The sequence below is a fragment of the Streptomyces luteolifulvus genome, assembly GCF_008806595.1.
GTDB lineage: Bacteria > Actinomycetota > Actinomycetes > Streptomycetales > Streptomycetaceae > Streptomyces > Streptomyces luteolifulvus.
On sequence record NZ_VZRB01000001.1, the window covers coordinates 66,323 to 92,002 of the forward strand.

Sequence of the window (25,680 nt, forward strand, 5' to 3'; positions counted from 1 at the left end):
TCCGCGTCGTACGGTCCGGTCGGGTCTCAGCCCGTCGGTCCGGTCGGGTCTCAGTCCGTCGGTCCGGACGGGTCTCAGTCCGTTGGTCGGGCCGGCGGTGCGGACGGGTCTCGGGCCGGCCGCTGTTTCCGCCGTAGCGCCGCCGCCAGCAGTGTGATCACGACGCCCGCGAGCGCCCAGGCCGAGAGCACCAGCAGCGAGACGGCGACGTCGTTGCCGTCGAAGTACGCGATCGAGCGCGCCGTCCAGGTGCCCGTGCCCGGCGGCAGTGCCGGGCCGATCGCCTGCCAGAACGGCGGCAGCAGCGGCAGCGGCAGGGCGCCGCCCGCGCTCGGGTTGCCCAGGATCACCACGAGCAGGATGGCCAGCCCGACACCGATGGTCCCGAAGAGGCCCTGGAACGCGAGGGTGGCCGCGCCGACCGCGAAGACGATCAGTGCACCGAGCCCCCACAGGGCCGCCGTGCTGCCCGGCAGCGCGTCCAGGACCGGACCCGCGATGACCGCCCCGCCGAGCCCGCCGACGATCGCCACCAGCGCCATCACCGCCAGCCGGATCACCGCGCGCTGCGGGTCGGAAGGCTGCGCGCCCGCGCTCATCGCGAGCGCCGCCGCGCACAGATAGCCGCCCACGCACCAGCCGACGACCAGATAGAAGGACGAGAGCCCGCTGGGGTCCTTGGTGCCGGACGGCGCCACGTCGACGGTCCGCACCGCACGCCCCTGGGGCCTCTCCAGCGCGGTGGTGAGGGTGATCAGCGTGTTGGAGAGGGCCCGGCCGCCGCCGGAGGCGACCAGCAGGGTGTCCGTGGTGGCGGCCGGGTCGATGATCAGCGCGCCGTCGATGTCCCGGTCGGTGATCTGGTTCCGCGCCGTCGCCGCATCGGCCACCGTGCGCGGGTCCAGCGGATCGCCGGGCAGCCGTTCCAGCTGGTCCACCGCCTGCTCGGCCGCGGCCCGGGGCGCGACGACCCCGAAGGGCACGTCCCGGGGCTTCGGGTTGTGCAGCGCCCCCATGTAGGAGGCGATGAACAGCAGCTGGAGGGTGACCACCCCGGTCACGAGCAGCGTGGCCCGCAGGGTGACGGCGTCCTTCACCTCGGCGAGGAGGGAGTCGCGACGAGTGCCGTCGGCGGGGGGTTGTGTCATGTCCCCACCGTCCGGGTTGAGGTGTGTTTGCGCAGGTGGGACGGGCCCGAACGGATGTCGCACACGCTTTCGAAAATTGGTCTATGGTGGGGGTGAGGTAGCTGGGAACAAATGTTCGAGAGCTGGTCGGGCTCACGAGTGCGGGAGGTGCGTGTGCCGGGTTTCACGCATCTGCACACCGTCTCCGGGTTCTCCCTGCGCTACGGGGCCTCCCACCCGGAACGGCTGGCCGAGCGCGCCTCCGAACGGGGCATGGACGCCCTCGCCCTCACCGATCGCGACAACCTCGCAGGCACGGTCCGCTTCGCCAAGGCCTGTGCGAAGGCGGGCATCCGCCCGCTGTTCGGCGCCGAGCTGGCGGTGGCGGAGTCCGGGACCGCACGAGGAGACGGGCCCGCGGGCGGGGAAAGGCGCCGTGTCCCCGTGCGCGGAGGTGCCTTCATCGACGAGTCGACACCCCGGGTCACCTTCCTCGCCCGGGACGGCGCCCGTGGCTGGGCCGACCTGTGCGGGATCGTCACCGCGGCCCATGCGGGAGAGGGCACGCCCCTGCTGCCCCGGGCCGCCAACCGGGGAGACGGTCTGACCGTCCTGCTCGGCCCGGCCTCCGACGTGGGCCGCGCGCTCGCCGCGGGCCGCCCCGACCGCGCGGCCCGGCTCCTCGTCCCCTGGCGGGAGACCTACGGCGACGCCCTGCGCCTCGAAGCCGTCTGGCACGGCCGCAAGGGCACCGGCCCCGGCTCCCTGCGCCTGGCCGCCCGTACCGTCGGCTTCGCCGCCGAGCAGCGCGTCCGGCCGGTGCTCAGCAACGCCGTCCGGTACGCCGACCCCGGCGCGGGCCCGGTCGCCGACGTCCTGGACGCCGCCCGCCGGCTCGTGCCCGTCGACACCGCCGGGGAACTGGACTCCGGCGAGGCCTGGCTCAAGGACGCGGGCGCCATGCTCCAGGTGGCGGAGCGGGTCGTCGAGGCCGCGGGCTACCGGCGCGACACCGCCCACCGGCTGCTGGAACAGACCCGGGCGACGGCCGCCGAGTGCCTCGTCGACCCCGAGGACGACCTCGGCATCGGCACCGTCCACTTCCCCGAGCCGCATCTCGTCGGCGCCGGCCGCCGCACCGCCCAGCGGACGCTCGCCTCCCGGGCGGCGGCGGGGATGGTGCTCCGCGGCTACGACACCCGGCGCGCCTACTGGGAGCGGATGCACCAGGAGCTGGACATCATCGCCCACCACGGCTTCGCCTCCTACTTCCTGACGGTCGCTCAAGTGGTGGACGACGTACGGGACATGGGCATCCGTGTCGCCGCGCGCGGCTCCGGCGCGGGCTCGCTGGTCAACCACCTCCTCGGCATCGCCCACGCCGACCCCGTCGAGCACGGGCTGCTGATGGAGCGCTTCCTGTCCAAGCGCCGCCTGGTCCTGCCCGACATCGACATCGACGTGGAGTCCGCGCGCCGGCTGGAGGTCTACCGCGCGATCATCGACCGGTTCGGCACCGAGCGGGTGGCGACGGTCTCGATGCCGGAGACGTACCGGGTCCGCCACGCGATCCGTGACGTGGGCGCGGCCCTGTCCATGGACCCGGCCGACATCGACCGCACCGCCAAGTCCTTCCCGCACATCCGCGCCCGCGACGCCCGCGCGGCGCTGGAGGAACTGCCCGAACTGCGCCGGCTGGCGGAGGAGTTCCAGCGGGAAGGGGAGCGGTACGGGACGTTCTGGGAGCTGGTCGAGGCCCTCGACGCCCTCCCGCGCGGGGTCGCCATGCACCCGTGCGGGGTCCTGCTCTCCGACGCCTCCCTCCTCGCCCGTACGCCGGTCGTGCCGACCAGCGGCGAGGGGTTCCCCATGTCGCAGTTCGACAAGGACGACGTCGAGGACCTCGGGCTGCTCAAGCTCGATGTGCTCGGGGTGCGGATGCAGTCGGCCATGGCGCACGCGGTCGCGGAGACGGAGCGGGCGACGGGGGAGCGGATCGATCTGGACTCCCTCGCGCCGGGCGACCCGGCGACGTACGGGCTCATCCGTTCCGCCGAGACGCTGGGCTGCTTCCAGATCGAGTCGCCGGGCCAGCGGGACCTGGTGGGGCGGCTTCAGCCGGCCACCTTCCACGACCTCGTCGTCGACATCTCCCTCTTCCGGCCCGGGCCGGTCGCCGCCGACATGGTGCGGCCGTTCATCGAGGCCCGGCACGGGCGGGCGCCCATCAGGTACCCGCACCCGGATCTGGCGGAGCCGCTGAAGGAGACGTACGGAGTCGTCGTCTTCCACGAGCAGATCATCCACATCGTCGACATCATGACCGGCTGCGGGCGGGACGAGGCGGACCGGGTGCGGCGCGGGCTGTCCGACCCGGAGTCGCAGGGGCGGATCCGGGTGTGGTTCGCGCAGCACGCGGCGGCGAAGGGATACAACGCGGAAACGATTCAGCGGACCTGGGAGATCATCGAGGCCTTCGGCTCCTACGGCTTCTGCAAGGCGCACGCGGTCGCCTTCGCCGTACCGACGTACCAGTCGGCGTGGCTGAAAGCGCACCACCCGGCCGCCTTCTACGCGGGACTGCTCACGCACGACCCCGGGATGTACCCGAAGCGGCTGCTGCTGGCGGACGCGCGGCGGCGCGGGGTGCCGATCCTGCCGCTGGACGTGAACCGGTCGGCGGTCGGCCATCGTATCGAACTGGTGTCTGAATCTGGGGTGTGGGGACTGCGGTTGGCCCTCTCCGACGTGCACGGCATCAGCGAGGCCGAGGCGGCGCGGATCGCCGACGGGCAGCCGTACGCCTCGCTCCTCGACTTCTGGGAACGTGCCCGGCCGAGCCGGCCGCTGGCCGGGCGGCTCGCACAGGTGGGTGCGCTGGACGCCTTCGGCGCCAACCGCCGTGATCTGCAACTGCACCTGACCGAGCTGCACCGGGGCGCCCGGGGCGCGGGAGGCGGCCAGCTCCCGCTGGCGGGCGGCCGGAAGACCGCCCCGGCGGGACTGCCCGACCTCTCCTCCGCGGAGCGGCTCAGCGCCGAGCTGGGCGTGCTGTCCATGGACGCCTCACGCAATCTGATGGACGATCACCGCGCCTTCCTCGACGAGCTGGGCGTGGTGTCGGCGCGCCGGCTGCGCGAGGCCCGGCACGGGGAGACGGTCCTGGTCGCGGGCGCCAAGGCGGCCACCCAGACCCCGCCGATCCGGTCCGGCAAGCGGGTCATCTTCTCCACCCTGGACGACGGCACCGGCCTGGTCGACCTCGCCTTCTTCGACGACTCCCACGACGCCTGCGCCCACACCGTCTTCCACTCCTGGCTGCTGCTGGTGCGCGGGGTGGTGCAGCGCCGCGGCCCGCGCAGCCTCAGCGTGGTGGGCGCCGCCGCCTGGAACCTCGCCGAACTGGTCGAACTGCGGGACGAACACGGCCTCGACGCGGTGGCGGCGCGCCTTGCGGAACCCATGCCGGAAGGGACCGGCGACTCGACGGGAGGCCGGCGAATCCAGATGCCCACCGGATACGAACTGCATCCATGGGCCGATCTGCGCCCGGCGGGCGAAGAGCCCGCGAAGACACGGAAGTTGTGGCACCAGAGTCCGGGGAGTGCGGGATGACCATCCTCTGCGTACGTTTTCAGCTGCCTCCGACGTACGAGGCGGCCCTGCCCGGGCTGCTCGGGCTGCTCGAGGAGTTCACGCCCGTCATCGAGGCGCTGCCGCCGGACCGGGCGCTGGCCGATCTGCGGGGCGCCGAACGGTACTTCGGGCGCAGCGCGGTCGAGCTGGCGTCCGTGATCCGGGTACGGGCGCTCGCGCTCCACGGGGTCGACTGTGTGATCGGCGCCGGGCCGGGCCCGATGCTGGCCCGTATGGCGCTGTGCGACGCCGAGCCCGGGGTGATCTGCGCGGTCCCCGAAGAGCCGGACGGCATCGTGGAGTTCCTCGCCGGCCGGCCCGTCGCCGCGCTCCCCGGCGTCGGCACCGCGACCGCCCGCACGCTGGGCGAGTACGGTCTCGACACCCTCGGCCGGGTCGCCGCCGCGCCCCTGTCCACGGTCCAGCGCCTGGTCGGCGCGAAGGCGGGCCGTGAGCTGCACGAGAAGGCGAACGGCATCGACCGCGGCCGGGTCGTACCGAATGCCACCTCCTGCTCCCTGGCCGCCGAACGCCCCTTCGACCGTGACGAACTGGACCGGGACCGGCACCGCCGCGCCCTTCTGTCCGCCGCCGGGGAACTGGGCGCCCGGCTGCGCGCCCTGGACAAGGTCTGCCGCACCCTGACCCTCACCGTGCGCTACGCCGACCGCTCCTCGACCACCCGCAGCCGCACCCTCAAGGAGCCGACCGCGCACTCCGCGGCGCTGACGAGGGCCGCCTACGGCATGTACGAGGCGCTCGGCCTCCAGCGGGCCCGCGTCCGCGCGATCGTCCTGCGCGCCGAGGGTCTCGGCCCCGCCGAACAGGCCTCCCACCAGCTCACCTTCGACCCCGCCGACGAGAAAGTCCGCCGCATCGAGGAGGTCGCGGACCGCGCGCGAGCGAAGTTCGGGCCGCGGGCGGTGATGCCGGGGGCGCTGGCGGCGTGAGTCTCAATTGGCCCACGGGGGAGTGATGCGGGTGCCGTCGGCCAGTTCCGCCTCCAGGCCGATGGACGTGGTGACCCAGGAGAGCGCGACCTCGGCCGTCGGGTTCTCGACGGCGAGCGTGGCTCCCGGATTGACGATCACCGTGTCGCCGGCGATGACGCGATGGGTGCGGTCGTCGAGGGTGATCAGAAGTTCGCCGCTGAGCAGATGGAAGATCTCCTCCCGGTTGACGGTGTGGGCGGGGGCCTTCGTTCCCGCCGGGATCTCGCCCCGCCAGGCGCAGAGTTCCCTGCTGCCGGTGAGCGGGGTGGCGTACGAGACGAAGCGGGCGCCGTGAATCTCGTGGGTGACGGCCTCCGACGAGCGGATGACGGGCATGAGGGTGCCTCCTGCAGGCAAATGGTCAAGCTACTTGACTACTGTTTCCTATGGTCAAGCTGCTTGACCGGTTCGTCAAGGGTGTTTCAATGCAGGCGTGCAGAACTCCGAGGCCATGGGCCTGTCCGCCGCCCTGCTCGCCGTCGCGGGTGAGCTCACCCAGCGCATCAACGAGGGCGTGGTCGCCCGCGGCTTCGAGGGGCTGCGGCCCGCGCACGGCTTCGCGTTCGCCCGGCTCGCTCCGGACGGGGCGACCGTCACCGACCTCGCGGCCCATCTCGGGGTGACCAAGCAGGCGGCGAGTCAGCTCGTCGACGAGATCGTGCGCAAGGGCTATGCCGAGCGCCGGCCGCATCCCCAAGACGCGCGGGCCCGGCTGGTCGTGCTGACCGAGCGGGGGTGGGCGTGCACCCGGGCGGCCGAGGAGGCGGCGGCGGATGCCGTGCGGGCATGGGTCGCACTGCTGGGTGAGCGTGAAGTGCGGGCGCTGCGCGACCAGTTGGTGCGCATCGCACCCTATGGTCCTCTCAAGCCCGCCTGGTGATGGTTCGTCAGTGAATGACCGCAGGTCACGGCCGCCTTTAGCTATCACTGGAAGTTTTTACTGACGCGTAACTTCACGTCGGGGCTACTCACCCGTAACTTGACATGTGAACAGCATCCTCGTGATCCGGATCACAGGGCGTAAGGCCGTCGCACCTCCCTGGCAATTCCCCATGAGCCGCAAGGAGATCACACGATGCTGCCCTGGAAGCGAGTGCTCAGACCACTCGCCGCACTGCTGCTGACCGCAGCAGTCGCCACTGTTCCCGCCACGGCCGCCCAAGCGGCGGACGCCCCCACCAGCGGCTGGAACAACTACTCCTGCAAGCCCTCCGCCGCGCACCCCCGCCCCGTCGTCCTCGTGCACGGCACCCTCGCCAACTCCGTCGACAACTGGCTGGCCTTCGCACCCTACTTGAAGGACCGCGGCTACTGCGTCTTCTCGTTCGACTACGGCCAGCTGCCCGGCGTCCCGCTCTTCTACGGCCTCGGCCCGATCGACAAGTCGGCAGAGCAGCTCAAGACCTTCGTCGACAAGGTGCTCAGCGCCACCGGCGCCGCCGAGACCGACCTCGTCGGCCACTCGCAGGGCGGCATGATGCCCCGCTACTACCTCAAGTTCCTCGGCGGAGCCGCCAAGGTGAACGCCCTCGTCGGTATCGCGCCCAGCAACCACGGCACCACGCTGAACGGCTTCACCAAGCTGCTGCCGTACTTCCCCGGCGCCGAGGACCTGCTCACCACCGCCACCCCCGCCCTCGCCGACCAGGTCGCCGGCTCCGCCTTCCTCACCAAGCTCAACGAGGGCGGCGACACCGTGCCCGGCGTCCGCTACACCGTCCTCGCCACCAAGTACGACGAGGTGGTCACGCCGTACCGGAGCCAGTTCCTCGACGGGCCCGGTGTGCGCAACGTCGTGCTCCAGGACCTGTGCCCGATCGATCTCTCGGAGCACGCGGCGATCGGGCTGTTCGACCGGATCGCCTTCCACGAGGTGGTGAACGCCCTCGACCCGGCGCACGCCAAGGCCACCACCTGCGCGTCGGTCTTCGACTGACGCATCGGCCGACGCATCGACTGGCAGCTGAACCGACATATCAACGGGGCCTGTCCGGCCTGAGCCGCCGGACAGGCCCCGGAGTCTGTTCAGCCGACCGGTGTCAGCGCCCGCGCCGTCCGGTGGCGGCCGCCCGTCGGCGGACCGAGGCGAACAGGGTCGCCGCACCCAGCGCGAGGGCGGCCGCGCCGCCCACTGCGATGTACGGCGTGCTGCTGTCGCCCCCGGTCTCGGCGAGGTTCTGCTCGGACTCCTCGGCGAGTTTCTCCGTGTTCCCCGCCGCCTTCGGCTCGTTGGCGGCGGCCGCCTCGGCGGTGGGCTTCGCCGACGTACTGGCGTCGTCGTCGCCGTGACCGCCGTGCTCGACGGTCGACTTGTCGGTACCGTCCTCGATCTGCTCCTCGGAGGGCGCGGAGGCGGTCGGAGCAGCCGAGGTGCCGCTTCCCGTGCCGCTCCCGCTGCCGCTTCCCGTGCCGGCGCTGCCGCCGAAGGTGACGTCCGAGCAGGAGTAGAACGCCTCCGGGCTGTCCGAGCGCTGCCATATCGCGTACAGCAGCTGCTTGCCGGAACGCTCGGGCAGGGTGCCGGAGAACGTGTAGAAGCCGCCCGCAGCGACGGGGTCCTTGGCCGTCGCCACCGGGTGCTTCAGATCCAGGTCGTCCCAGGCCAGCGGCTTTGCCGGGTCGTAGCCTGCCTTGGTGAGGTACACCTTGAAGGTGCCCTTGTGCGGCGCCGTCACACGGTACTTGAAGGTGTTCGAACCACTGCTCACACTCGTCGCCGGCCAGTCCGAGCGGGCCAGGTCGAGGCCCTTGAACTCCTCGTTGTTCGCGCTGCACAGCTTGCCGTCCGGGATCAGCTCCCGGTGCCGGCCGCCGGCGTCGCCGATGCGGATGCCGTTCCAGTCGTACAGCGCCTGCGTACCGCCGGCCGCGACGGCCGCCTTGCAGGCATCGGACTTCGGGCTCTCGGGCCCTTCCGCGTAGCACTGCGAGACCCGGCTCACCGGATCACCCGTCGAACCGTGCGCGAACGCGGGCGCGCCGACGAGCGCGGTGAGCGCGGTGAGCGCGAGCGGGGTCGCGCCGAGGGCGGCGATCGTGGCGACCTTGCGGCGTGAGGGCATGGGGGAACTCCTCGAAACGGTCCTTGAAGCGGGGCTGAATCCCGTGGGGGTATCAGCAAGCTAGCCCCAAGAAACCGCGAAATCGCCTGCTGGAGGCGGGTGATGGAGATCCTTATGGTCGCGTTAAGGGAGGGCTAACTGGGGGCTCAGGAAGAGGAGGAGGAATCCCCTGGGGCCATCTGCGCCCGAGCAGAGTTACAGTCCGTGGCAGTCCGGGTTCGTCCGCGGCCGGACGCCTCGGTTGGCTCCCGGCGGCGCCTATGTGTCCATGCAATTGGGAACTATCGCGGGCTTCTGCGGCGCCCTGGGTCCGCAGGTGCCGTGGCCGGGTCTTCCGCGAAGGAATCAAGCTCTGGTCCTACCAGGTGTCCCATCGCCGCCTCGTGCTGCGGGCGCGCCCGAGAGGGGGACTTGATGGGACGGTGGAGATCGAGTTCCTGGACGTCCTGGGCCTGAAGCTGAAGTCCCAGTATCCCGAACTCCTGATCTCCCTCGCCCCCGACACGGCCACCGCCGGCATCGACGGATTCGTGGACATCCCGGACAGACATCGGTCCAGATACACCACGCTGCTCGTCTCGGACGGGTCGGATGACGGTTTTGTGGTCCGCGGCTCGCTCCGCGTCCACGAGAACTGACACACCCGAACCCGCACCGCACCGACCGCTTTCCGCCCCGGCCGCACCTCCATCGGGCGCGGGCAGCGGTCGTCGTCTGCGGGCCCACCTGCGCCGAGGCGGGGCTGCATCGGTGGTGCTGCTGTCGTACGGATGATCTAAAGTTCGCTGTTCCCAGGGGGAGGTACACCAGCATGGTGCGTCGGGGTCGGTGGGCAGTGCTGTGCGCGGTCGCAGTGCTATTGGTTGCAGGGTGCGGACAGCGGCCGGCGGACGCCAGGCCCAGGTTCGCGAGCGCAGAAAGGTTGCCGGAAGCGCTCGGTTCGGACGGCACCACCATCACGGTGGGAGATCCCGACGCGGAGACGAGGGTGCAACTCTCTGAAGATCCCCGTTGTCCAGTCTGTGAGGAGTTCGAGACCACCGGCGGCGGCCCGAGGCTCCAGGAGGCCATGCTCGATCATCGGGTGAGAACCGAGTACACCCTGGCGTCCTTCCTGGATGACCGGCTCGGCGGCAGCGGCTCGAAGAAGGCGGTCAACGCGCTGCGAGCCGCATTGGAGGAGGGCAAGTTCGTGGAGTATCACGAGGTGCTCTACGCCAACCAGCCTGAGGAGAGCTTCGACGGTTTCACAGATGCCCATCTGCTGGAATTGGCTGCCAAGGTGGAGGGCTTGCGCGGTCGGGCGTTTGACGCGGCCGTGAGATCCATGAAGTACCGCGCCTTCGTGACTGCGTCCGAGAAAGCCTACGAGCGGGCCGGAGGCACGGGGACACCCACCGTCGTGATCAACGACAAGCGGATCCCGGACAAGTACAACGGCCTGCTCTTCTATGGCGATGCCTTCGCCGAACTCCTGCGGAAGATCCACGATGAGCCAGGGGAGTGGGAGGACACCACTCTGTAAGCGATCAGGTAGGTACGGTCATGGCATGACACAGGGAATGCCGGGCGGGGAGATTCGGCCGGCGGTTGACGCCGATGTGCCGGTCGTGAAAGCCGTGACCGATGCCGCCTACTGTCACTACATCGAGCGCATCGGGGTGGTGCCCAAGCCCATGGAGGCGGACCACGCGGCGAACGTGGCTGCGGGGCGGGTGTTCGTGATCGGGGAGCCGGTGATCGGGCTGGTCGTGATCGAGGCCCGCGCGGACCATCTGTTCCTCGACAGCATCGCCGTCCACCCCGACGTACACGGCCGGGGCGTGGGGCGGCGGCTGCTGCACTTCGTGGACGCACGCGCGCGTGCGCTGGGTCTGTGCGAGGTCAGGCTCTACACCAACGCGATGATGTGGGAGAACCAGAGGATCTACCCCAAGTACGGGTACGAGCTCGTGGAGGGTCGTGCGGACGGGCCCTACGACCGGCTCCACTACCGCAAGCGGCTGGGCTGAACCAGGAGGTCAGCCGTCCGGCCACCATGTCCGTGCGATGTCCTTGCGGACCTCCGGCCGCCCGGCAGGACGCTCTTCGGCCTCCTCGCGGACCCGGCGGGCGTCCGTCTTCCTCAGGGGCCTCTGCACTGTCGTACGGCGCATGGCTGCCTCCTCACAGGACTACCGGGTTCCGTGTTCTCACGGAGGTAGACCCTTTCGGCGAGAGTTCCTCATCGGTCCACGTCTGTCAGTGGCGGCTGTCACGATTCGACTGTCAGTGGCGGGTGTCACTCTGGGGCCCATGACGAACGAAGAGACCGGACCGACCTGGGCGGACGAGGACTGGGACGCCCTCGCCGCCTCCTTCGACGACGAGCCGGACCACGGGCTGCGCGACCCCGAGGTACGCCGGGCCTGGGCCGCCCGGCTGCGCTCCTGGCTGCCCGGGCGCGCCGCGGACGTCCTCGACCTCGGCTGCGGCACCGGCAGCCTCTCGCTCCTCGCGGCCGAGCAGGGGCACCGGGTCACCGGCGTGGACAGCTCGCCCTCCATGGTCGACCTCGCCCGGGCGAAGCTCGCCGGGCGTGACGCCGCGTTCCTGGTCGGTGACGCGGCGGCGCCTCCGGTGGGGGAGCAGCGCTTCGACGTCGTGCTGGTACGGCATGTGCTGTGGGCGCTGCCCGACCCCGGGCGTGTGCTACGGCACTGGCGGGAGCTGCTGCGGCCCGGAGGGCGGTTCGTGCTGGTCGAGGGCGTGTGGGGGACGCTCAGCCCGGTCGGCATACCGGCGGACCGGCTCACCGGCCTGCTCGCCCCGCTCGCCGGGGACGTGCGCGTGGACCGGCTGTCGGGCGACGCGCTGCTGTGGGGGAGGGACGTGCCGGACGAGCGGTACGCGGTCGTGGCGGTCACGGGCGCGGGCACGCCCTAGGCGAGCAGCGTCTCGAAGCCGCTTCCGCGGGCCAGCGACTCCAGCTCGTCCAGGGCGGCCACCGCGGCGGCCGCGGCCTGCGGGTCCGTCTGCGCGAGGCCGCTCTCGGCGAACTCGTCCTCGTCCAGACGGCGTACGTCCGTGCCGTCGGCGGAGCGCCACAGGTCCAGGTCGAGGTCCTCGGCGACGAGCTCGGCGCCGGTGCGCCTGGCGGGGCGGGTGATGTCGCAGTACCAGCCCTTGAGCCTGCCTGCGGCGTCCCGGACCTCCTTCACCGAGTACCAGCGGTCGCGCCAGTAGTACTCGGTGAAGACGTCGCCGGACTCGAAGCGCACGAAGCCGAAGTCCCGGACGCCGTCGCCCGCCCAGGGCGCACGGACGGCGATGCGGGTGCCGTCGTCCTCGAGCAGCTCGGCCGCGTAGCGGATCTTCGTACGGCCCGCCTTGACGAGGACGACGTCCACGCGTGCCGTCGGCTCAGCCGAGTTCGCGGGCATACTGCACCTCCGTCGCACAGATCTCGTAGCCGAACCACTTGTTGATCGCGAGCATCGGGTCGTTTCCGGCGTCGTTGCCCGTGAACGCCTCCGTGAATCCGGCGGCCCGGGCGCGGTGCAGGGAGGCGTTCTTGGCGAGCTTCGCCAGGCCCCGGCCGCGGTGGTCGCGGGCGGTTCCGGTCATCACGGTGCCATAGCGCGCGGCGCCGTCCGTGCGGGCCGCGCTGAAGGCGGCGGGGCGGCCGTCGGCGACCACGACCGACGTCAGGTCGAGGCTGAGCAGCGGATGGCGCCAGGTCTCCTCCAGCCACGCCTCGTAATCGGTGAACTCGCGGTCGATGTCGCTCGGTTCGTCCGCCAGGGTGTGAGCGTCGAGCTCGAACAACGGGCGCGGATCGTCCGCGAAGTCGGCGGCCGTGCGCAGCTCCACGCCCGGCGGGGGGTTCTGGAGCGGCGGGAGTGTGCCGTTCGCCAGGTCGAGGCGGAGGAAGTGCGCGGAGCGGCGGGCACGGTAGCCGTGCCGTTCGGCGAAGACCCGGTTTCCGGGCTCGTCCAGGACCCAGGTGAAGAGCCTGGTCGCGCCCAGCCCGGCCAGGTGCTCCTCGGCGGCCCGGGCCAGGAGCGCGCCGGCGCCGCGCCGCGTCCGCTCCGGGTGCACATACACATTGATGTAGCCCTGGCCGGGCTCCGGGCTGTCGTGGACCAGGCCGACCTGGGCGGTGCCGATCACCTCGCCGTCCTCCTCCGCGACGAGAGGGCGGTAGTGGGAGTCGGGGTGGGCGTGGGCGAGGTCGTAGGCGAGGGAGTCCGGGGTGAGCAGGAAGAACGGCAGGGCGAGGGTTCGGACGCGGGCGAAGGCCTCGGCATCGGCCGGGACTCCGGGACGCAGGTCGCGCACGATCACTGTCATGTGGGCGCACGCTACGGGGGTGGCACACCGGGTTGCCTCTCATTTTCCGGCGGGTGCGGGACAATCACCCCGTGACCTTGAAGATCCACATCGATGACAGTGCCCCGCCGTTCGAGCAGGTGCGCGCGCAGATCTCCGAGCAGGCGCGGTCGGGGGTGCTGCCGGTGGGGTACCGGCTGCCGACGGTGCGCGGACTGGCCGAGTCGCTCGGGCTCGCCGCGAACACCGTCGCCAAGGCGTACCGGGCTCTGGAGACGGACGGGGTGATCGAGACGCGGGGGCGCAACGGAACGTTCGTCGCTGCGGCGGGGTCGGCGGCGGAGCGGGAGGCTGCCGCCGCCGCGCAGAGTTATGTGGAGCGGGTTCGGCGGCTCGGGCTTACTGAGGGGGATGCGCTCGCCGCCGTGCGGGATGCCCTGCGGGCGGCCTACGGGGAGGATTGAGGGGCCCGAGGAGGGTTCGGGAAAGTGACCGGCGGGGCACGCAGAATGCTTCAGCTGCGTGCCGTCAGCTCCGGAATGCGGGTCACCGTCAGTTCCGCCCTCGCCGCCGCCCTTCCGAACGTCACCGCGTCCTTCACCGCCGCGCCGCCCGGGTCGTTGTTGAAGTACGCGTACACGTCCTCCGCGTCGGACCAGGTCGTGGCGATGCGGTCGATCCAGGTGTCCAGGGAGCGCCGGCCGTAGCGCGGCCATGGCTGGGCGCGGCCCTCGTGGAAGCGGACGTAGCCCCAGTCGGTGGTCCGCCACAGCGGGGCCACGGGCCGGGCCTGGACATCGGCCCAGCACAGGGCGGCCCGCCGGGACTCCAGTACCTTGCGGACCTCGGGCGTCCACCAGGAGTCGTGGCGGGGCTCGACGGCGACCCGTGTGCCGGAGGGGAAGCAGCCGAGGCAGGCGTCCAGCAGGCCAGGGTCGGCGCGCAGGGTCGGCGGGAGCTGGAGCAGGACCGGTCCCAGCCGGTCGTGGAGGCCCTCCGCGTGGGTCATCAGGCGGTGCACCGGCTCCTCGGGGTCCTTCAGGCGCTTGATGTGGGTGAGGTACCGGCTGGCCTTGACCGCGACCACGAAGTCCGCGGGCACGCGGTCGCGCCAGGACTCGAAGTTCTCCTTCGTCGGCAGACGATAGAACGCGTTGTTGATCTCCACGGTGGCGAAGAGCCGTGTGTACTCCTCCAGCCACAGCCGCGTCGGAACCCCGGCGGGGTACACCAGGTCCCGCCAGTCCTTGTACTGCCACCCCGAGGTTCCGACGAACAGGGTCATACGTCCATCAAAGCACTACAGATAAAGCCCCGCGTCCGCCCCGCCCCGCGGCTCCGGCAGCGATGTCGGTGAGGTGCCCCGGCGCAGCGCGTACAGCTCGGCCAGGGTCGCGCCCTCGCGGCCCACTCCCTCCTCCGTGCCCAGCCAAGTGACCGCCTCCCGACGGGTGAGCGGGCCCACCTCGATGCGGGCCAGGCAGCGGCCGGGGCGGACGACGGCGGGGTGGAGGCGCTCCAGGTCCTCGTTGGTGGTGACGCCGACGAGGACGTTGCGGCCCTGGCCGAGCAGGCCGTCGGTCAGGTTCAGCAGCCGCGACAGGGCCTGCCCCGCCGTGTGCTTGGCCTCGCCGCGGATCAGTTCGTCGCAGTCCTCAAGGAGCAGCAGGCGCCAACGTCCTTTTCCCGCCGCGTCCTCCTCGCCGATCGCGATGTCCATCAGATAGCCGACGTCGGAGAACAGCCGCTCCGGGTCCAGCACGCAGTCCACCTGGCACCAGTCCCGCCAGGAACGGGCCAGTGTCCGCAGCGCCGAGGTCTTCCCGGTGCCCGGCGGGCCGTGCAGAAGCAGCAGCCGGCCGGCGATGTCCTGCGGGGTCGTCTTCATCAGACGGTCCATCGCATCCGCCACCGGCGCGGTGTAGTTGGGGCGGACCTCGTCCCACGTCCCGGCGGAGATCTGCCGGGTGGTGCGGTGCGGGCCGCGTCTCGGGGACACGTACCAGAAGCCCATCGTGACGTTCTCCGGCTGCGGTTCGGGCTCGTCCGCCGCGCCGTCCGTGGCCTGGTCGAGGATCTTCGCGGCCAGTTCGGCGCTGGTCGCCGTCACCGTGATGTCGGCGCCCCGGTTCCAGCGGGAGATCAGCAGGGTCCAGCCGTCGCCCTCGGCCAGCGTGGCGCTGCGGTCGTCGTCGCGGGCGATGCGCAACACGCGGGCGCCCGGGGGCATGAGGGTGGCCCCGGACCGTACGCGGTCGATGTTGGCCGCGTGCGAGTACGGCTGCTCGCCCGTCGCGAAGCGGCCGAGGAACAGCGCGTCGACGACATCGGACGGCGAGTCGCTGTCGTCGACGTTGAGCCGGATCGGCAGAGCGTCGTGTGGGTTCGCAGACATGCCGCCATGATCCGGCACGGCGCCGCCCGGTGCACGCGGTTTCCGCGGCGTGCCCGCAGCGCCGCTCCGGCCCGGGACCGTGCCGCCCGCCATCGGGCGCGGGTGGCACGGGTCTGGGCCGTCGTCGTTCCGGTGGCCGTGGGCCGTGGTCAGGCGTGGACGAGGGAGCGGATGGCCGTTCGGCCGGCCTGGCGTGTTCTGCGTGCCACGGCATATCCCTTGGTGAGCGCACGGTCCTTGGCGAAGTTCGGGGCGATCGCTCGCTCCTGGAGCAGTCGTTCGGCGGCGTGCCCGCAGCGCCGCTCCGGCCCGGGACCGTGCCGCCCGCCATCGGGCGCGGGTGGCACGGGTCTGGGCCGTCGTCGTTCCGGTGGCCGTGGGCCGTGGTCAGGCGTGGACGAGGGAGCGGATGGCCGTTCGGCCGGCCTGGCGTGTTCTGCGTGCCACGGCATATCCCTTGGTGAGCGCACGGTCCTTGGCGAAGTTCGGGGCGATCGCTCGCTCCTGGAGCAGTCGTTCGGCGGCGTGCCCGCAGCGCCGCTCCGGCCCGGGACCGTGCCGCCCGCCATCGGGCGCGGGTGGCACGGGTCTGGGCCGTCGTCGTTCCGGTGGCCGTGGGCCGTGGTCAGGCGTGGACGAGGGAGCGGATGGCCGTTCGGCCGGCCTGGCGTGTTCTGCGTGCCACGGCATATCCCTTGGTGAGCGCACGGTCCTTGGCGAAGGTCCGGGCGATCGCTCGCCCCTGGAGCAGTCGTTCGAACTCCGCGATGCCCGTGCTGCGGCGCACCGTGACGCGCCGCAGGGCGTACGGCCCCTGCCGGCGGCGGGCCAGGCCGTTGCCGACCGCGAGCGCCTGGGCGTACCCCACTTCGCGCACCGCTTCCCGCACCCGGCGGCTGGAGTAGCCGTAGGGGTAGGCGAACGAGGCCGGGACGGTGCCCAGTTCGTCCGAGACGATCTCCTTGCAGAGGATCAGCTCGGAGCGCAGCCCGGTGTCGTCGAGCCGGTCGAGCTGCGGATGGGTGTGACTGTGGCCGCCGATCTCCACGTCCGCCGCGACGAGATCGCGGACCTGGTCCCAGTCCAGCATGGTGTCCAGGCCGCCGCCGGTGTCGTGCGGGCCGCGCAGCCAGCCCGTGGTGACGAACAGGGTGGCCGCGAAGCCGTGTTCGGCGAGCGCGGGGAGGGCGTGCCGGTGCACGCCCTCGTAGCCGTCGTCGAAGGTGATCAGGACCGGCCGCTCGGGCAGCGGACTTCCCGAGCGCCAGTGGGCGGCCAGCGCGGCGGTGCCGACCGGGGCGAAGCCCAGGTCCGCGATCAGCGACAGCTGCCGCGCGAAGGCCTCCGGGGCCACCGAGAGATCACGTGTGGCGTCGTTCGGACCGGCCGCGACCGAGTGGTACATGAGGATCGGCACCGGCGCTTCACTCATGGGCCGGTCCTCTCGATCGGGGCCGACGAGAAGGCGACGCCGCCCCGGCGCGCCCGGACGCTGCCCACCACATAGCCGCCCGCCGCCGTGAGCACCCCGGCGACGATCGCGCCCGCCCGGCCCGCGCCGCCCGGCCGGGCCAGCAGGACGTCCCGCAACCCGCGCGCCACCCCGGCCGGCAGCACCCGGGTGGTGTAGCGGCGCTCCGACTCAAGTCCCTTGCCGGCGCCGACGCTCCGGGCCACCAGCGCCTTCGACAGGCCCTCGGCGTAGGCGCGGGTGCGGAAGTACCCGAAGTGCTCGCGCGCCGCGGGCACCCGGTGGTGGATCACCGCCCGGTCGTCGATCAGCAGGACCGCCTCGGGCCGGGCGCGGCTGAGGCGGATGCACAGCTCCGTCTCCTCGCAGCCCAGCGGGCGCTTGTCGCCGTCGCGTCCGATGCCGGTCGCGAAGCCGCCCGCCGCGTCGAACGCCGCACGGCGGAACGAGGCGTTGCCGCCGAGCACGTTGCGCACCCGGACCCGGCCCGCTGGCAGGCCCCGGTAGGTGCAGCCCACCACCCAGTCGAACTCCTCAGGAAACCAGGCGGGCCGGCGTCCGGACGCCCAGATCGGCACCGTACGCCCGCCGACGGCCACGACCTGCGGGTCCGCGAACCCGTCGGCGAAGTGGCGCAGCCAGTCGCGTTCGGCCACGGCGTCGTCGTCGAGGAAGGCGATCACCTCGCCGCGGGAGGCGGCGATCCCGGTGTTGCGGCCGGCGGACAGGCCGCGCGGGCCCGCGTTGGCGAGCGCCCGCACCTCGCCGGCTTCCTTGTACTCCTTGGCCAGCCGGTCCAGGAGCGCCGGGTTGTGGTCGACGACCAGCAGGATCTCCAGCGCGGGCCGGGACTGTGCGCGTACGGAGGAGACCGCCGCGAGGATGTCCTGCCAGCGGTCTTCGGTGTAGGCGCAGATCACGACCGAGATGCCGAGCATGCCGGGCTCGCTCAAGACGCCTCTCCCCGGACCGGGTCGAGCATCGGGGAGTGCTGCTCGCGGCGGCGCAGGGCGCGCCGGTTGGAGCGTTCCTTGAGGATCACCTTGAGCACTCTCAGCCCGTCCCGCACGGCACGCAGATTGCTGGTGCCGTGGATGCGGAGGTACTCGTGGCTGGGAATCTCCTGCACCTTGAGCCCCGCCTTGACGACGCGGATGTTCATCAGCGTCTCGACCTCGAAGCCGGTGCAGTCGAGGTCGATCTTGTCCAGGCAGTGCCGCCAGAACGCGTTGTAGCCGTAGCAGAGATCGGTGTAGCGGGCGCCGAACTTGCGGTTGACGGCCGTGCACAGTGCCCAGTTGCCGAGCTTGCGGATGGGCGTCATGTCGTCGGTGCCGCCGCCGTTGGCGAAGCGGGAGCCCTTGGCGAAGTCCGCGCCCGAGACGAGGGCGGAGACGTACGACACGATCTCGTTGCCGTCGGCCGAGCCGTCCGCGTCGACCATCACGATGATGTCGCCGGTGCACTCCTCGAAACCGCTGGTCAGCGCATCCCCCTTGCCCTTGCCTCGCTGCTCGACCACCTTGACGTCGGGCCAGAGTTCGCGGGCGACCTCCACGGTCGCGTCGGTGGAGTTGCCGTCCACGAGGACCACTTCATGGATCCAGCCCGGAAGGGTCTTGAAGACGTACGGAAGATTCTCCGCCTCGTTCATGGCGGGGATCACCACGCTCACCGGCGGCGCGATGGCCAGGTGAGAGGAGATCGGCCGGTACTTGGCGGCCATGGACGGACTGTGTCCGGTGGTCGCCGGATGCAGAACTGAGCTCATGAGTCTGGTCCCTCTCGTCCGGTGGACCGCCCGCCCCTGGGCGGCCCGGTTCTGTGTCCCGGTTCGAAAGGGGGGTTCTCACCCAGGTCATGACGGAAGGGTTCTCCGTGCACGTCGGGTGAGCTGGCAAAGCTGGCCGTCTGCCGGACAACGGCAGCCGGTCTCGCGGCACGACTCGGTCACCTGTGCGGTCACCGAGCACGGCACCCCCCTACCGCGCCCCGCGCCGGGTTCCGTCGCGGTCCTTGAGCCCTCCCCTTGAGCCGCTTGCTGACGGACCGATGCGGGTGAGATGTACGACGGTATTGATGATTGAGCACTTATGGCAAGACCTGGAACAAGGCCTCACGTTTTCGTTGATTTGACCGTTACAGCGTGGTGATTCTCCCCACCTTGACCGGATTTCCCCCATCCGTTTGACGGCACGGGCGAAGGCGCGTCCATGTCGCGCAGCCCCGTGCGGGCCGTCAAGTACCGAAAGAGCCGAAAAGTCTTGGCATGGACACTTCCCGTCAACACAGGTGATTGCTACGACGGTTGTGGCAGAGATCCTGCTAAAGGGAGGTTCCATGAGACGTTCCCGACTTTTCGCATACGTCAGCTCACTCCTCCTTGCCGCCGGTGCCGTCCTCACCGGGACCACCGCGGCACAGGCGTCCCAACTCGCCGCAACCGGCGGGTACGTGGCCCTCGGCGACTCCTACTCCTCCGGAGTCGGCGCGGGCAGCTACATCGGCTCCAGCGGCGACTGCAAGCGCAGCACGAAGGCCTATCCCTACCTCTGGGCCGCCGCCCATTCACCCTCGTCGTTCGCCTTCACCGCCTGCTCGGGCGCTCGTACGGGTGATGTTCTGTCCGGTCAGCTGGGCCCGCTCAACTCCGCCACCGCCTTCGTCTCCATCTCCATCGGTGGCAACGACGCCGGCTTCTCCGACGTCATGACGACCTGCGTGCTCCAGTCCAACAGCTCCTGCCTGTCCCGGATCGCCACCGCGAAGGCGTACGTCGACTCGACGCTCCCCGGCAAGCTCGACAGCGTCTACTCGGCGATCCGCGCCAAGGCACCGTCCGCCCGGGTCGTCGTACTCGGCTACCCCCGCTTCTACAAGCTCGGCACCACCTGCGTCGGCCTGTCCGAGACCAAGCGGAAGGCGATCAACGACGCGGCCGACTACCTCGACACCGCCATCGCCAAGCGGGCCGCGAACCACGGCTACGCCTACGGCGACGTCCGCACCACCTTCACCGGTCATGAGATCTGCTCCGGCAGCTCCTGGCTGCACAGCCTCAACTGGCTCAACATCGGCGAGTCGTACCACCCGACCGCGGGCGGCCAGTCCGGCGGCTATCTGCCCGTGCTGAGCAGCCTCGACTGAGACTCAGGAGGTCGGAGAAGCGGAACCAGAGGGGGAGGCCCCGCCCGTCGGGGTCTCCGCCACACAGGTCACCGAGAACGGGACCTCGTTGGAGGTCGTGCGCACCGGGTCCCGTACCTCGACACTGATCGCGTTCCGGAACGTCCCGGTCTCGTCGTACGTCGTCACGAACGCCTGATCCTGCTGGGTCCGCCCGCCGCCCGCCGGGAAGGACAACGTCTTCCAGCCCTGATCCATGACCTGGCCGTCCCGCGACACCCACCGATAGCTCACCTGCGCCGGCAGCCGGCCCACCGTGATGGTCGCCGTGAACGCCGGTGCCTGACCGCTCGGCGGGGGGCAGGTGCCGGAGTAGTCCGTGTGCGCGCCGGTCACGCTGACCCCGACGGTCTGCGGCGGAGCGCTCGACGGGCCGGAGCTCTTGCTGGGGGAGGGGGCGGGGCCCCCGCCCTTCGGTGTGCTCTCCTCGGTCGCGGGGGTCGAACTCACCCCGGCGCTCCTGCTCTTGCTCGCAGTGCCGCCGTTCCCGCCGTCGTCGCGGTTCAGCAGGGCGTACGTCAGCCCGGCGATCGCCAGCGCCAGCGCGGCCAGGCCGGCGACCAGCACGACGGCCGCCCGGCGGTTGCGGTCCGGTCCGGCCGTCGTCGGAGTGGTCGTCGCGACGGGCGAGCGCTGCGTCCTCGCGGTCGGCAGCGGCATCGGGGGCGTCGGCGACGGCTGCTCCGGATGACCCGCGAACGTCGGTGTGTACGGCGTCGTCCGCACCGTGTCGGCCCGGGGCGAGCCGCCCGCGCCGACGATCCGCAGATCCTGCTCGGCCCGGTCGGCCGGCAGCCGCTCGGCCGGGTCCTTGCGCAGCAGACCCTCGATCACCGGGGCGAGCGGACCCGCCCGGCGCGGTGGCGGCAGCTCCTCGTCGACGATCGCGCGCAGGGTGCTGAGCGGAGTGTTCTGGCGGAACGGGGAGTTGCCCTCGACCGCCGCGTACAGCAGCACACCGAGCGACCACAGGTCGGACTCGGGACCCGGCGTACGGCCCAGCGCCCGTTCCGGCGCGAGGAACTCGGGCGAGCCGATGACCTCGCCGGTCATGGTCAGCGCGGAACTGCCCTCGACCATGGCGATCCCGAAGTCGGTGAGCACCACCCGGCCGTCGTTCGACAACAGGACGTTGGCCGGCTTCACGTCCCGGTGCAGCACCCCTGCCGCGTGGGCGGCCCGCAACGCGGCGAGCACCTCGGCACCGATGTGCGCTGCGCGCCGGGGATCGAGCGGGCCCTCCGCGTCCAGCAGATCGGCCAGGGACAGGCCGGGGACCAGCTCCATCACGATCCAGGGGCGGCCGTCCTGGGTGGCCACGTCGTACACCGTCACCACATTGCGGTCGGCGACCCGGGCAGCCGCCCACGCCTCGCGCTCCAGCCGGGCGTACATCCGCTCGACATCACCGGCCGGCAGCCCGGCCGGGGCGCGCACCTCTTTGACGGCCACCTCGCGGTGCAGCACCTCGTCGCGGGCGCGCCACACGGTTCCCATGCCGCCCTCGCCGAGCGGGGCGAGAAGACGGTAGCGGCCGGCGATCAGACGTTCACTGCCCGGTTCTTCGGACACGAGCGCTCCCCCATTTCGCCTTCGGTGTTCTGCCTCCGGGATCCGCGTCCGAGTGAAATCTCCACTCCGCGTGCCTGTGCGTGTTTTCTCCCCAAACGTAGCTCAGCCGAGTGCGGATGCCGCCCCCTTGAGCACCAATCCGGCCCCGAGGGCCACCACGACCAGCGCCGACGCCAGGGGTGTGGTCCTGCGCAGCAGCACTGCCGCGCGGCCGGTGCTCCAGCGGGAACGCCGGTCCAGCATCCGGGTCATGCCCGTACCCAGCTTGACGACCGCGAAGCCGGCCGCGGTGAGGGTGAGGGCGAGCCCGACGCCGTACGCGATGACGAGCAGCAGGCCGAACCACGCGTGGCCGAGGGCCGCGGCGCCGACGAGCACCACGACGGCGGACGGACTGGGCACGAGACCGCCGGCGAAGCCGAGGAGGATCGTGCCGCGGAGGGTGGGGGCGGTGGAGTGGGTGTGGGTGAAGCCGCCGTGGGTGTGTTCGACGGTGTGGTCGTGGTCGTGGTGGTGGTCGTGGCTTTGGCCGTGGTCGTGGTCGTGGTCCTGGCCGAGGGCGTGGGCGTGAGCGGGGGAGGGGGAGGTGGTGTGAGGCGTGTGGTCGGTGGACGCGGTGTGGCTGTGCGCGGCGACCAGGACCGGGGCGCGTTCGTGGGTGTGGTCGGCCTCGGGCGTGTGCGCGTGTTCGTGGGGATGCCCGTGCGGGTGGGAGTGCCCGCGGGAGTGCCCGTGGGAGTGACCGTGCCCGTGCGTGTGGGTCCGGTTGTGCCATGCCCGTCGTACGAGGGTGGCGCCCGCGAAGGTCACCAGGACGCCGCTCGCGATGCCGAGCCAGGCGACGACCGAGGGCGCGGCGGCCGAACCGGCCGTGACCAGCAGGCCCAGGGCGACCACCCCCAGGGTGTGGGTGACCGTCACCGAGGCGGCCAGGGGCAGTACGTCCTTCAGCCGGGCCCGGCCGCCCCGCGCCGCCGCAGTCGCGGCCATGAGGGTCTTGCCGTGGCCCGGCGCGAGCGCGTGCATCGCGCCCAGGGCCACGGCGATGAGCAGGGCCAGGGCGGCGAAGCCGACGGTGAGGTCGTGACGGGCGACCAGGGAGTCCAGGGCCCGGGTCCAGCGGTCGGCGCCGCGCGGCAGGACGGAGGCGGCGGGTGCGTCCTCCTGCTCCTCGGCCAGCGCCGGACCGCCGGGGCGCACGCGCACGGACGCGGTCGCGGTGTCGGCCGGGGAGGAGAGCAACTCCTCGGGGTAGCGGGTCAGTTCGCGGGACACCGACCTCTCGGGCACGTCCGACGCGGTGAGCGTCATACGGTCGCCGCGCGCGGTGATCTCCCGCCAGCCGGGGCCCGAGGAGGCGCCGGCGCTGTGGAATCCGAGGGTCACGCTGCCGGTGCTGGGCAGGGCGGCGGTCATACGGCATTCCACCCGGAGGGTGTCGAGCCCGGCCTGCCCGGGCCGCACGCGCGCGTTGCTGCCCGTCACGGTGAGGGGCGTCGTACGCCCGTCGACGGTGACCTCGCTGTCCGCGGCGGCCTTCGCACAGCGCTGCCGGGCCCACTCGGCCGTGCCCAGCCGCTTCAGATCCGGCTTGGCCTGGGTCGCGGGGACCTCGGCGAGGTCCTCGACATGGTCCACGCGCAGCGTGCCGGGGGCGGCGACGAGACCGTCGTAGCGATTGACGGTGAAGTTGCCGAGGGGGTGGGCGCTCGCGGTCGCGGCGGGGAGAAGGGTGAGCGCGGCTGCGGCGGTGAGCACGGCCGCGCCGGAGGCGACCAGGCGTCGGGCCTTCACTGGGCGGCCTCCAGTGCCTTACGGGCCTCGCGGGCGCCGAGCGGCGAGAAGCCGGGGTTCAGCTTCAGGGCGGATCGCAGCGAGGTGCGGGCTTCCTTGTCGTGGCCCGTGGCGCGTTCGATCACTCCGCGGTGGTAGAGGAAGGACGCGTTGCGGTAGCCGGTGGCCGTGGCCCGACGGGCGTAGGGCAGGGCTTCCGTGTCGCGGCCGTTGACGTGCAGCGCCCAGGCGAGGGCGTCCGCGGTGTGCACCGTGTGGCGGCGGGCCCACTCGGCGCGGGCCGCGCGCAGGGCGGCCCGCTTGTCGCCGTGGTCGGCGGCGGCGAGCGCGGTGTCGAGGTCGGCGTTGACGCCGTTGGCGCGGGCGAGGGCCGTCCACGCGTCGACGAGGGCGTACTGGGCCTCGGCCTTCTCCCGGTCGCCCGCCGCGCCGCGGTCCTCGTACAACTCGCCGAGTTCGACGAGCGGGCCGGGCAGCGGAGAGCGGGAGACGACGTCCTCCATGCCCTTGATCGCGGCGGCCCGGTCGCCGCTCGCGGACCGGGCGCGGGCACGGCCCTCCAGGGCGGGAAGGTAGTTCTCGTCGGCGGCGAGTGCGCGCGCGTAGTAATTCAAGGCGGTCCCGTAGTCGCCCTGGTTCCAGGCGAGCTGGCCGAGGGCGGTGGCCACGTAGGCGATGTCTCCGGGGGTGGCGGCGGTGGCGAGGGCGCGTTCCAGGACGCTGCGGGCGGTGCGGACGTCGCCGCGCAGTTCGTGCACGTACGCGTACCGCGTGAAGACCGGGACGCCCGGCCGCCGTGAGTCGGCGGTGACCGCGGCCTTCGACGCCTCGTCGTAGCGGCCGAGTTCGACGAGAGCGTCGATGCGGGAACACAGGGCGCGCTCGCTGTAGGGGTTCTGCTCGAGGGCCTGCTCGGCGTGGGCGAGGGCGTTGTTGAAGTCGTGCCGGGCCGCGGCGAGGGCGGCGCGGCCGGCGAGGGCCTGCTCGTTGTCCGGCTGCAGGGCGAGGGAGCGCTTGAGAGCCCGCTCGGCCTGCGGGTAACGGGCGGGGTCGCCCTTCGTACGGGCCTGCTCGACATAGGCGAGGCCGAGGGTGGCCCAGCTGCCGAAGTCCTTGGGCTGGGCACGGAGATGCGTCTGCAGTGCGCTGATGCTCGCGTCGAGATCACCGCTGGACAGCAGCGCGGGGGACATGGCGTTGGGCGCCGCCGCGACAGCGGCCGTCCGGCCACCGTCCCGCACGGCCCCGACCGCGATGGAGCCGGCGGTGAGCGCGACGGCCAACAGCACGGCACACCCGGCAAGATGAGCCACCCGCCACCGCCGCCCGGCCGCCCCGACCCGCCGCACGGCGACAACACGCGGATCGATCTCCACGTCGCCGCCTGCGGCGGACGTCACCGGATGCTCGCCGTCGGCCACGGCGCCAGGCGTTTCGTCCTGCTCCCCGGTCGGCTCGGTGGCCGACTGGGCGCCGCCCTGCTCGGCTTGCGGCCTGCTGCCCGGCGTGTTGTTGCGCTTGCCTGTCGGCCCGGCGGGCGGTGGGTTGTTGGGGTTGTCCTCGGGGCCTGCGCCGGGTCGCCTGTCGTGGCTGCGGTCCGGGGCCGCGGTCGGTCGGTTGTGGTGCCCGCTGTCCGTCCGCGTGGCCGCGGCCGTGCCGCGTTCGTGCTGTATGGGTGTGGTCGACTGGGCGCCGTGCTCGGCCTGCGGCCCGGCGTCCGGGGTGTTGTCGTGCTCGCCCGTCGCTCCGGCGGATGGTGTCGTGTCGTGGTTGCCTGGCGTGCTTGCGTCCGATTGCTCGTCGCGCCTGCTCTCCAGGCCTCCGGTCGGTCCGTTGCTCTGTTCGCCTGTGCGTTCGGTACCGGGCGTCTTGTCGAGCCCGTTCTCCGGCCGTGTCGCCGAGCCCGTGCTGGTGCCGCCCACGCCTGCCGAGGTCGGGGCCGGGCCGCGTTTGCGCTGGGGGCCGGGCTTGCTCTCCGGGGCGCTGGGGGTCGTACGCGGGGCCATGCCCTCTCCTCGGTCGGATCGTGTGCTCGGGCGGCGCGGCCCGCGCCGTGGGGGATGGGTAGGTGCGGGCCGCGCCAGTCGGTGGGGACGGCGGGCGGCCGAACCGGGGCCGCCCGCCGCGTGCGGGC

At 71.9% G+C, this 25,680-nt stretch carries 26 protein-coding genes; 10 read left to right on the forward strand and 16 right to left on the reverse strand.

What is annotated here, in order from left to right:
• Nucleotides 1–74 precede the first annotated feature (74 nt).
• Entirely contained in the window at nt 75–1,148 is a 1,074-nt protein-coding gene (locus F7R91_RS00310) for a DUF3533 domain-containing protein (protein WP_150943177.1), read from the reverse strand.
• 153 nt (nt 1,149–1,301) lie between these two features.
• Here F7R91_RS00310 and F7R91_RS00315 point away from each other — a divergent pair, with 153 nt between their 5' ends.
• Both F7R91_RS00315 and F7R91_RS00320 read left to right on the forward strand, forming a co-directional pair.
• Nucleotides 1,302–4,742, forward strand: coding sequence for a DNA polymerase III subunit alpha (locus F7R91_RS00315; protein WP_150943179.1), 3,441 nt, complete (start codon nt 1,302–1,304; stop codon nt 4,740–4,742).
• Nucleotides 4,739–5,713: a DNA polymerase Y family protein gene (locus F7R91_RS00320; RefSeq protein WP_150943181.1), complete on the forward strand. Its 975-nt coding sequence runs from the start codon at nt 4,739–4,741 to the stop codon at nt 5,711–5,713. Before F7R91_RS00315 ends, F7R91_RS00320 begins: the two co-directional genes overlap by 4 nt.
• Nucleotides 5,714–5,716: 3 nt before the next feature.
• Here the strand turns inward: F7R91_RS00320 and F7R91_RS00325 are convergent, their stop codons facing one another.
• The gene (locus F7R91_RS00325) at nt 5,717–6,091 is read right to left on the reverse strand and encodes a cupin domain-containing protein (RefSeq protein ID WP_150943183.1); all 375 of its coding nucleotides are present in this window, start codon (nt 6,089–6,091) and stop codon (nt 5,717–5,719) included.
• A gap of 97 nt (nt 6,092–6,188) precedes the next feature.
• Between F7R91_RS00325 and F7R91_RS00330 the strand changes: the two genes are divergently transcribed.
• Nucleotides 6,189–6,635 carry a MarR family winged helix-turn-helix transcriptional regulator gene (locus F7R91_RS00330; RefSeq protein WP_150943185.1) on the forward strand — a complete coding sequence of 149 codons (447 nt, stop codon included), beginning with the start codon at nt 6,189–6,191 and terminating at the stop codon, nt 6,633–6,635.
• Between the two features lie 195 nt (nt 6,636–6,830).
• A complete protein-coding gene (locus tag F7R91_RS00335) occupies nt 6,831–7,691 on the forward strand; it encodes an esterase/lipase family protein (RefSeq protein WP_150943187.1) in 861 nt (286 codons plus the stop codon).
• 103 nt (nt 7,692–7,794) lie between these two features.
• On the opposite strand, the gene F7R91_RS00340 is transcribed toward F7R91_RS00335, so the two are convergent.
• Nucleotides 7,795–8,817 (reverse strand): lytic polysaccharide monooxygenase auxiliary activity family 9 protein, encoded by a 1,023-nt coding sequence (locus F7R91_RS00340; protein ID WP_150943189.1) that lies wholly within the window; start codon nt 8,815–8,817, stop codon nt 7,795–7,797.
• A gap of 422 nt (nt 8,818–9,239) precedes the next feature.
• Here F7R91_RS00340 and F7R91_RS00345 point away from each other — a divergent pair, with 422 nt between their 5' ends.
• The 3 genes from F7R91_RS00345 to F7R91_RS00355 all read left to right on the forward strand — a co-directional run bounded on the left by F7R91_RS00345 (nt 9,240) and on the right by F7R91_RS00355 (nt 10,829).
• On the forward strand, nt 9,240–9,455 hold the full coding sequence (locus tag F7R91_RS00345; protein WP_150943192.1) for a hypothetical protein: 216 nt from the start codon (nt 9,240–9,242) through the stop codon (nt 9,453–9,455).
• A gap of 173 nt (nt 9,456–9,628) precedes the next feature.
• Nucleotides 9,629–10,342 carry a DsbA family protein gene (locus F7R91_RS00350; RefSeq protein ID WP_150943194.1) on the forward strand — a complete coding sequence of 238 codons (714 nt, stop codon included), beginning with the start codon at nt 9,629–9,631 and terminating at the stop codon, nt 10,340–10,342.
• Nucleotides 10,343–10,367: 25 nt separating this feature from the next.
• Nucleotides 10,368–10,829: a GNAT family N-acetyltransferase gene (locus F7R91_RS00355; protein ID WP_408055996.1), complete on the forward strand. Its 462-nt coding sequence runs from the start codon at nt 10,368–10,370 to the stop codon at nt 10,827–10,829.
• A gap of 9 nt (nt 10,830–10,838) precedes the next feature.
• Here F7R91_RS00355 and F7R91_RS43755 read toward each other — a convergent pair whose 3' ends face one another.
• Complete coding sequence (locus tag F7R91_RS43755) at nt 10,839–10,973, reverse strand: hypothetical protein (RefSeq protein WP_150943195.1); 135 nt, start codon at nt 10,971–10,973, stop codon at nt 10,839–10,841.
• A 139-nt stretch (nt 10,974–11,112) separates the two neighbouring features.
• On the opposite strand from F7R91_RS43755, the gene F7R91_RS00365 reads away from it, so the two are divergent.
• Entirely contained in the window at nt 11,113–11,742 is a 630-nt protein-coding gene (locus tag F7R91_RS00365; RefSeq protein WP_150943197.1) for a class I SAM-dependent methyltransferase, read from the forward strand.
• On the opposite strand, the gene F7R91_RS00370 is transcribed toward F7R91_RS00365, so the two are convergent.
• Together F7R91_RS00370 and F7R91_RS00375 are read right to left on the reverse strand one after the other, a co-directional pair.
• The gene (locus F7R91_RS00370; protein ID WP_150943199.1) at nt 11,739–12,239 is read right to left on the reverse strand and encodes a DUF402 domain-containing protein; all 501 of its coding nucleotides are present in this window, start codon (nt 12,237–12,239) and stop codon (nt 11,739–11,741) included. The genes F7R91_RS00365 and F7R91_RS00370 overlap by 4 nt on opposite strands.
• Complete coding sequence (locus F7R91_RS00375) at nt 12,220–13,149, reverse strand: GNAT family N-acetyltransferase (RefSeq protein WP_150943201.1); 930 nt, start codon at nt 13,147–13,149, stop codon at nt 12,220–12,222. The genes F7R91_RS00370 and F7R91_RS00375 overlap by 20 nt, the downstream gene beginning before the upstream one ends.
• Nucleotides 13,150–13,220: 71 nt before the next feature.
• Here F7R91_RS00375 and F7R91_RS00380 point away from each other — a divergent pair, with 71 nt between their 5' ends.
• On the forward strand, nt 13,221–13,592 hold the full coding sequence (locus tag F7R91_RS00380) for a GntR family transcriptional regulator (protein WP_191971292.1): 372 nt from the start codon (nt 13,221–13,223) through the stop codon (nt 13,590–13,592).
• Nucleotides 13,593–13,642: 50 nt separating this feature from the next.
• Here F7R91_RS00380 and F7R91_RS00385 read toward each other — a convergent pair whose 3' ends face one another.
• The 7 genes from F7R91_RS00385 to F7R91_RS00415 form a co-directional block, all read right to left on the reverse strand.
• A complete protein-coding gene (locus F7R91_RS00385) occupies nt 13,643–14,413 on the reverse strand; it encodes a DUF72 domain-containing protein (protein WP_150943206.1) in 771 nt (256 codons plus the stop codon).
• A 15-nt stretch (nt 14,414–14,428) separates the two neighbouring features.
• Complete coding sequence (locus F7R91_RS00390) at nt 14,429–15,523, reverse strand: DUF5925 domain-containing protein (RefSeq protein ID WP_150943208.1); 1,095 nt, start codon at nt 15,521–15,523, stop codon at nt 14,429–14,431.
• 149 nt (nt 15,524–15,672) lie between these two features.
• Nucleotides 15,673–15,870 carry a hypothetical protein gene (locus F7R91_RS00395; protein ID WP_150943210.1) on the reverse strand — a complete coding sequence of 66 codons (198 nt, stop codon included), beginning with the start codon at nt 15,868–15,870 and terminating at the stop codon, nt 15,673–15,675.
• 40 nt (nt 15,871–15,910) lie between these two features.
• Nucleotides 15,911–16,108, reverse strand: a complete 198-nt coding sequence (locus F7R91_RS00400) for a hypothetical protein (protein WP_150943210.1) — start codon at nt 16,106–16,108, stop codon at nt 15,911–15,913.
• A gap of 40 nt (nt 16,109–16,148) precedes the next feature.
• Nucleotides 16,149–16,955 (reverse strand): polysaccharide deacetylase family protein, encoded by an 807-nt coding sequence (locus F7R91_RS00405; protein ID WP_191971293.1) that lies wholly within the window; start codon nt 16,953–16,955, stop codon nt 16,149–16,151.
• A complete protein-coding gene (locus F7R91_RS00410) occupies nt 16,952–17,932 on the reverse strand; it encodes a glycosyltransferase family 2 protein (RefSeq protein WP_191971312.1) in 981 nt (326 codons plus the stop codon). Before F7R91_RS00410 ends, F7R91_RS00405 begins: the two co-directional genes overlap by 4 nt.
• A gap of 11 nt (nt 17,933–17,943) precedes the next feature.
• Entirely contained in the window at nt 17,944–18,765 is an 822-nt protein-coding gene (locus F7R91_RS00415; protein ID WP_150943215.1) for a glycosyltransferase family 2 protein, read from the reverse strand.
• Nucleotides 18,766–19,334: 569 nt separating this feature from the next.
• On the opposite strand from F7R91_RS00415, the gene F7R91_RS00420 reads away from it, so the two are divergent.
• Entirely contained in the window at nt 19,335–20,141 is an 807-nt protein-coding gene (locus F7R91_RS00420) for an SGNH/GDSL hydrolase family protein (protein ID WP_150943217.1), read from the forward strand.
• A 3-nt stretch (nt 20,142–20,144) separates the two neighbouring features.
• On the opposite strand, the gene F7R91_RS00425 is transcribed toward F7R91_RS00420, so the two are convergent.
• From F7R91_RS00425 to F7R91_RS00435, 3 genes are all read right to left on the reverse strand, one after another.
• The gene (locus F7R91_RS00425; RefSeq protein ID WP_150943219.1) at nt 20,145–21,752 is read right to left on the reverse strand and encodes a serine/threonine-protein kinase; all 1,608 of its coding nucleotides are present in this window, start codon (nt 21,750–21,752) and stop codon (nt 20,145–20,147) included.
• Between the two features lie 102 nt (nt 21,753–21,854).
• The gene (locus tag F7R91_RS00430) at nt 21,855–23,546 is read right to left on the reverse strand and encodes an urease accessory protein UreH domain-containing protein (RefSeq protein WP_150943221.1); all 1,692 of its coding nucleotides are present in this window, start codon (nt 23,544–23,546) and stop codon (nt 21,855–21,857) included.
• Nucleotides 23,543–25,552 (reverse strand): tetratricopeptide repeat protein, encoded by a 2,010-nt coding sequence (locus F7R91_RS00435; RefSeq protein ID WP_225320482.1) that lies wholly within the window; start codon nt 25,550–25,552, stop codon nt 23,543–23,545. The genes F7R91_RS00430 and F7R91_RS00435 overlap by 4 nt, the downstream gene beginning before the upstream one ends.
• Between the last annotated feature and the right edge of the window lie 128 nt (nt 25,553–25,680).

Coding starts and splice junctions, on each gene's coding strand:
- F7R91_RS00310 (WP_150943177.1), bottom strand. CDS start 1,148: ATGACACAACCCCCCGCCGACGGCACTCGTCGCGACTCCCTCCTCGCC.
- F7R91_RS00320 (WP_150943181.1), top strand. CDS start 4,739: ATGACCATCCTCTGCGTACGTTTTCAGCTGCCTCCGACGTACGAGGCG.
- F7R91_RS00325 (WP_150943183.1), bottom strand. CDS start 6,091: ATGCCCGTCATCCGCTCGTCGGAGGCCGTCACCCACGAGATTCACGGC.
- F7R91_RS00335 (WP_150943187.1), top strand. CDS start 6,831: ATGCTGCCCTGGAAGCGAGTGCTCAGACCACTCGCCGCACTGCTGCTG.
- F7R91_RS00340 (WP_150943189.1), bottom strand. CDS start 8,817: ATGCCCTCACGCCGCAAGGTCGCCACGATCGCCGCCCTCGGCGCGACC.
- F7R91_RS00350 (WP_150943194.1), top strand. CDS start 9,629: ATGGTGCGTCGGGGTCGGTGGGCAGTGCTGTGCGCGGTCGCAGTGCTA.
- F7R91_RS00355 (WP_408055996.1), top strand. CDS start 10,368: ATGACACAGGGAATGCCGGGCGGGGAGATTCGGCCGGCGGTTGACGCC.
- F7R91_RS43755 (WP_150943195.1), bottom strand. CDS start 10,973: ATGCGCCGTACGACAGTGCAGAGGCCCCTGAGGAAGACGGACGCCCGC.
- F7R91_RS00365 (WP_150943197.1), top strand. CDS start 11,113: ATGACGAACGAAGAGACCGGACCGACCTGGGCGGACGAGGACTGGGAC.
- F7R91_RS00370 (WP_150943199.1), bottom strand. CDS start 12,239: ATGCCCGCGAACTCGGCTGAGCCGACGGCACGCGTGGACGTCGTCCTC.
- F7R91_RS00375 (WP_150943201.1), bottom strand. CDS start 13,149: ATGACAGTGATCGTGCGCGACCTGCGTCCCGGAGTCCCGGCCGATGCC.
- F7R91_RS00385 (WP_150943206.1), bottom strand. CDS start 14,413: ATGACCCTGTTCGTCGGAACCTCGGGGTGGCAGTACAAGGACTGGCGG.
- F7R91_RS00390 (WP_150943208.1), bottom strand. CDS start 15,523: ATGTCTGCGAACCCACACGACGCTCTGCCGATCCGGCTCAACGTCGAC.
- F7R91_RS00405 (WP_191971293.1), bottom strand. CDS start 16,955: ATGAGTGAAGCGCCGGTGCCGATCCTCATGTACCACTCGGTCGCGGCC.
- F7R91_RS00410 (WP_191971312.1), bottom strand. CDS start 17,932: ATGCTCGGCATCTCGGTCGTGATCTGCGCCTACACCGAAGACCGCTGG.
- F7R91_RS00415 (WP_150943215.1), bottom strand. CDS start 18,765: ATGAGCTCAGTTCTGCATCCGGCGACCACCGGACACAGTCCGTCCATG.
- F7R91_RS00420 (WP_150943217.1), top strand. CDS start 19,335: ATGAGACGTTCCCGACTTTTCGCATACGTCAGCTCACTCCTCCTTGCC.
- F7R91_RS00435 (WP_225320482.1), bottom strand. CDS start 25,552: ATGGCCCCGCGTACGACCCCCAGCGCCCCGGAGAGCAAGCCCGGCCCC.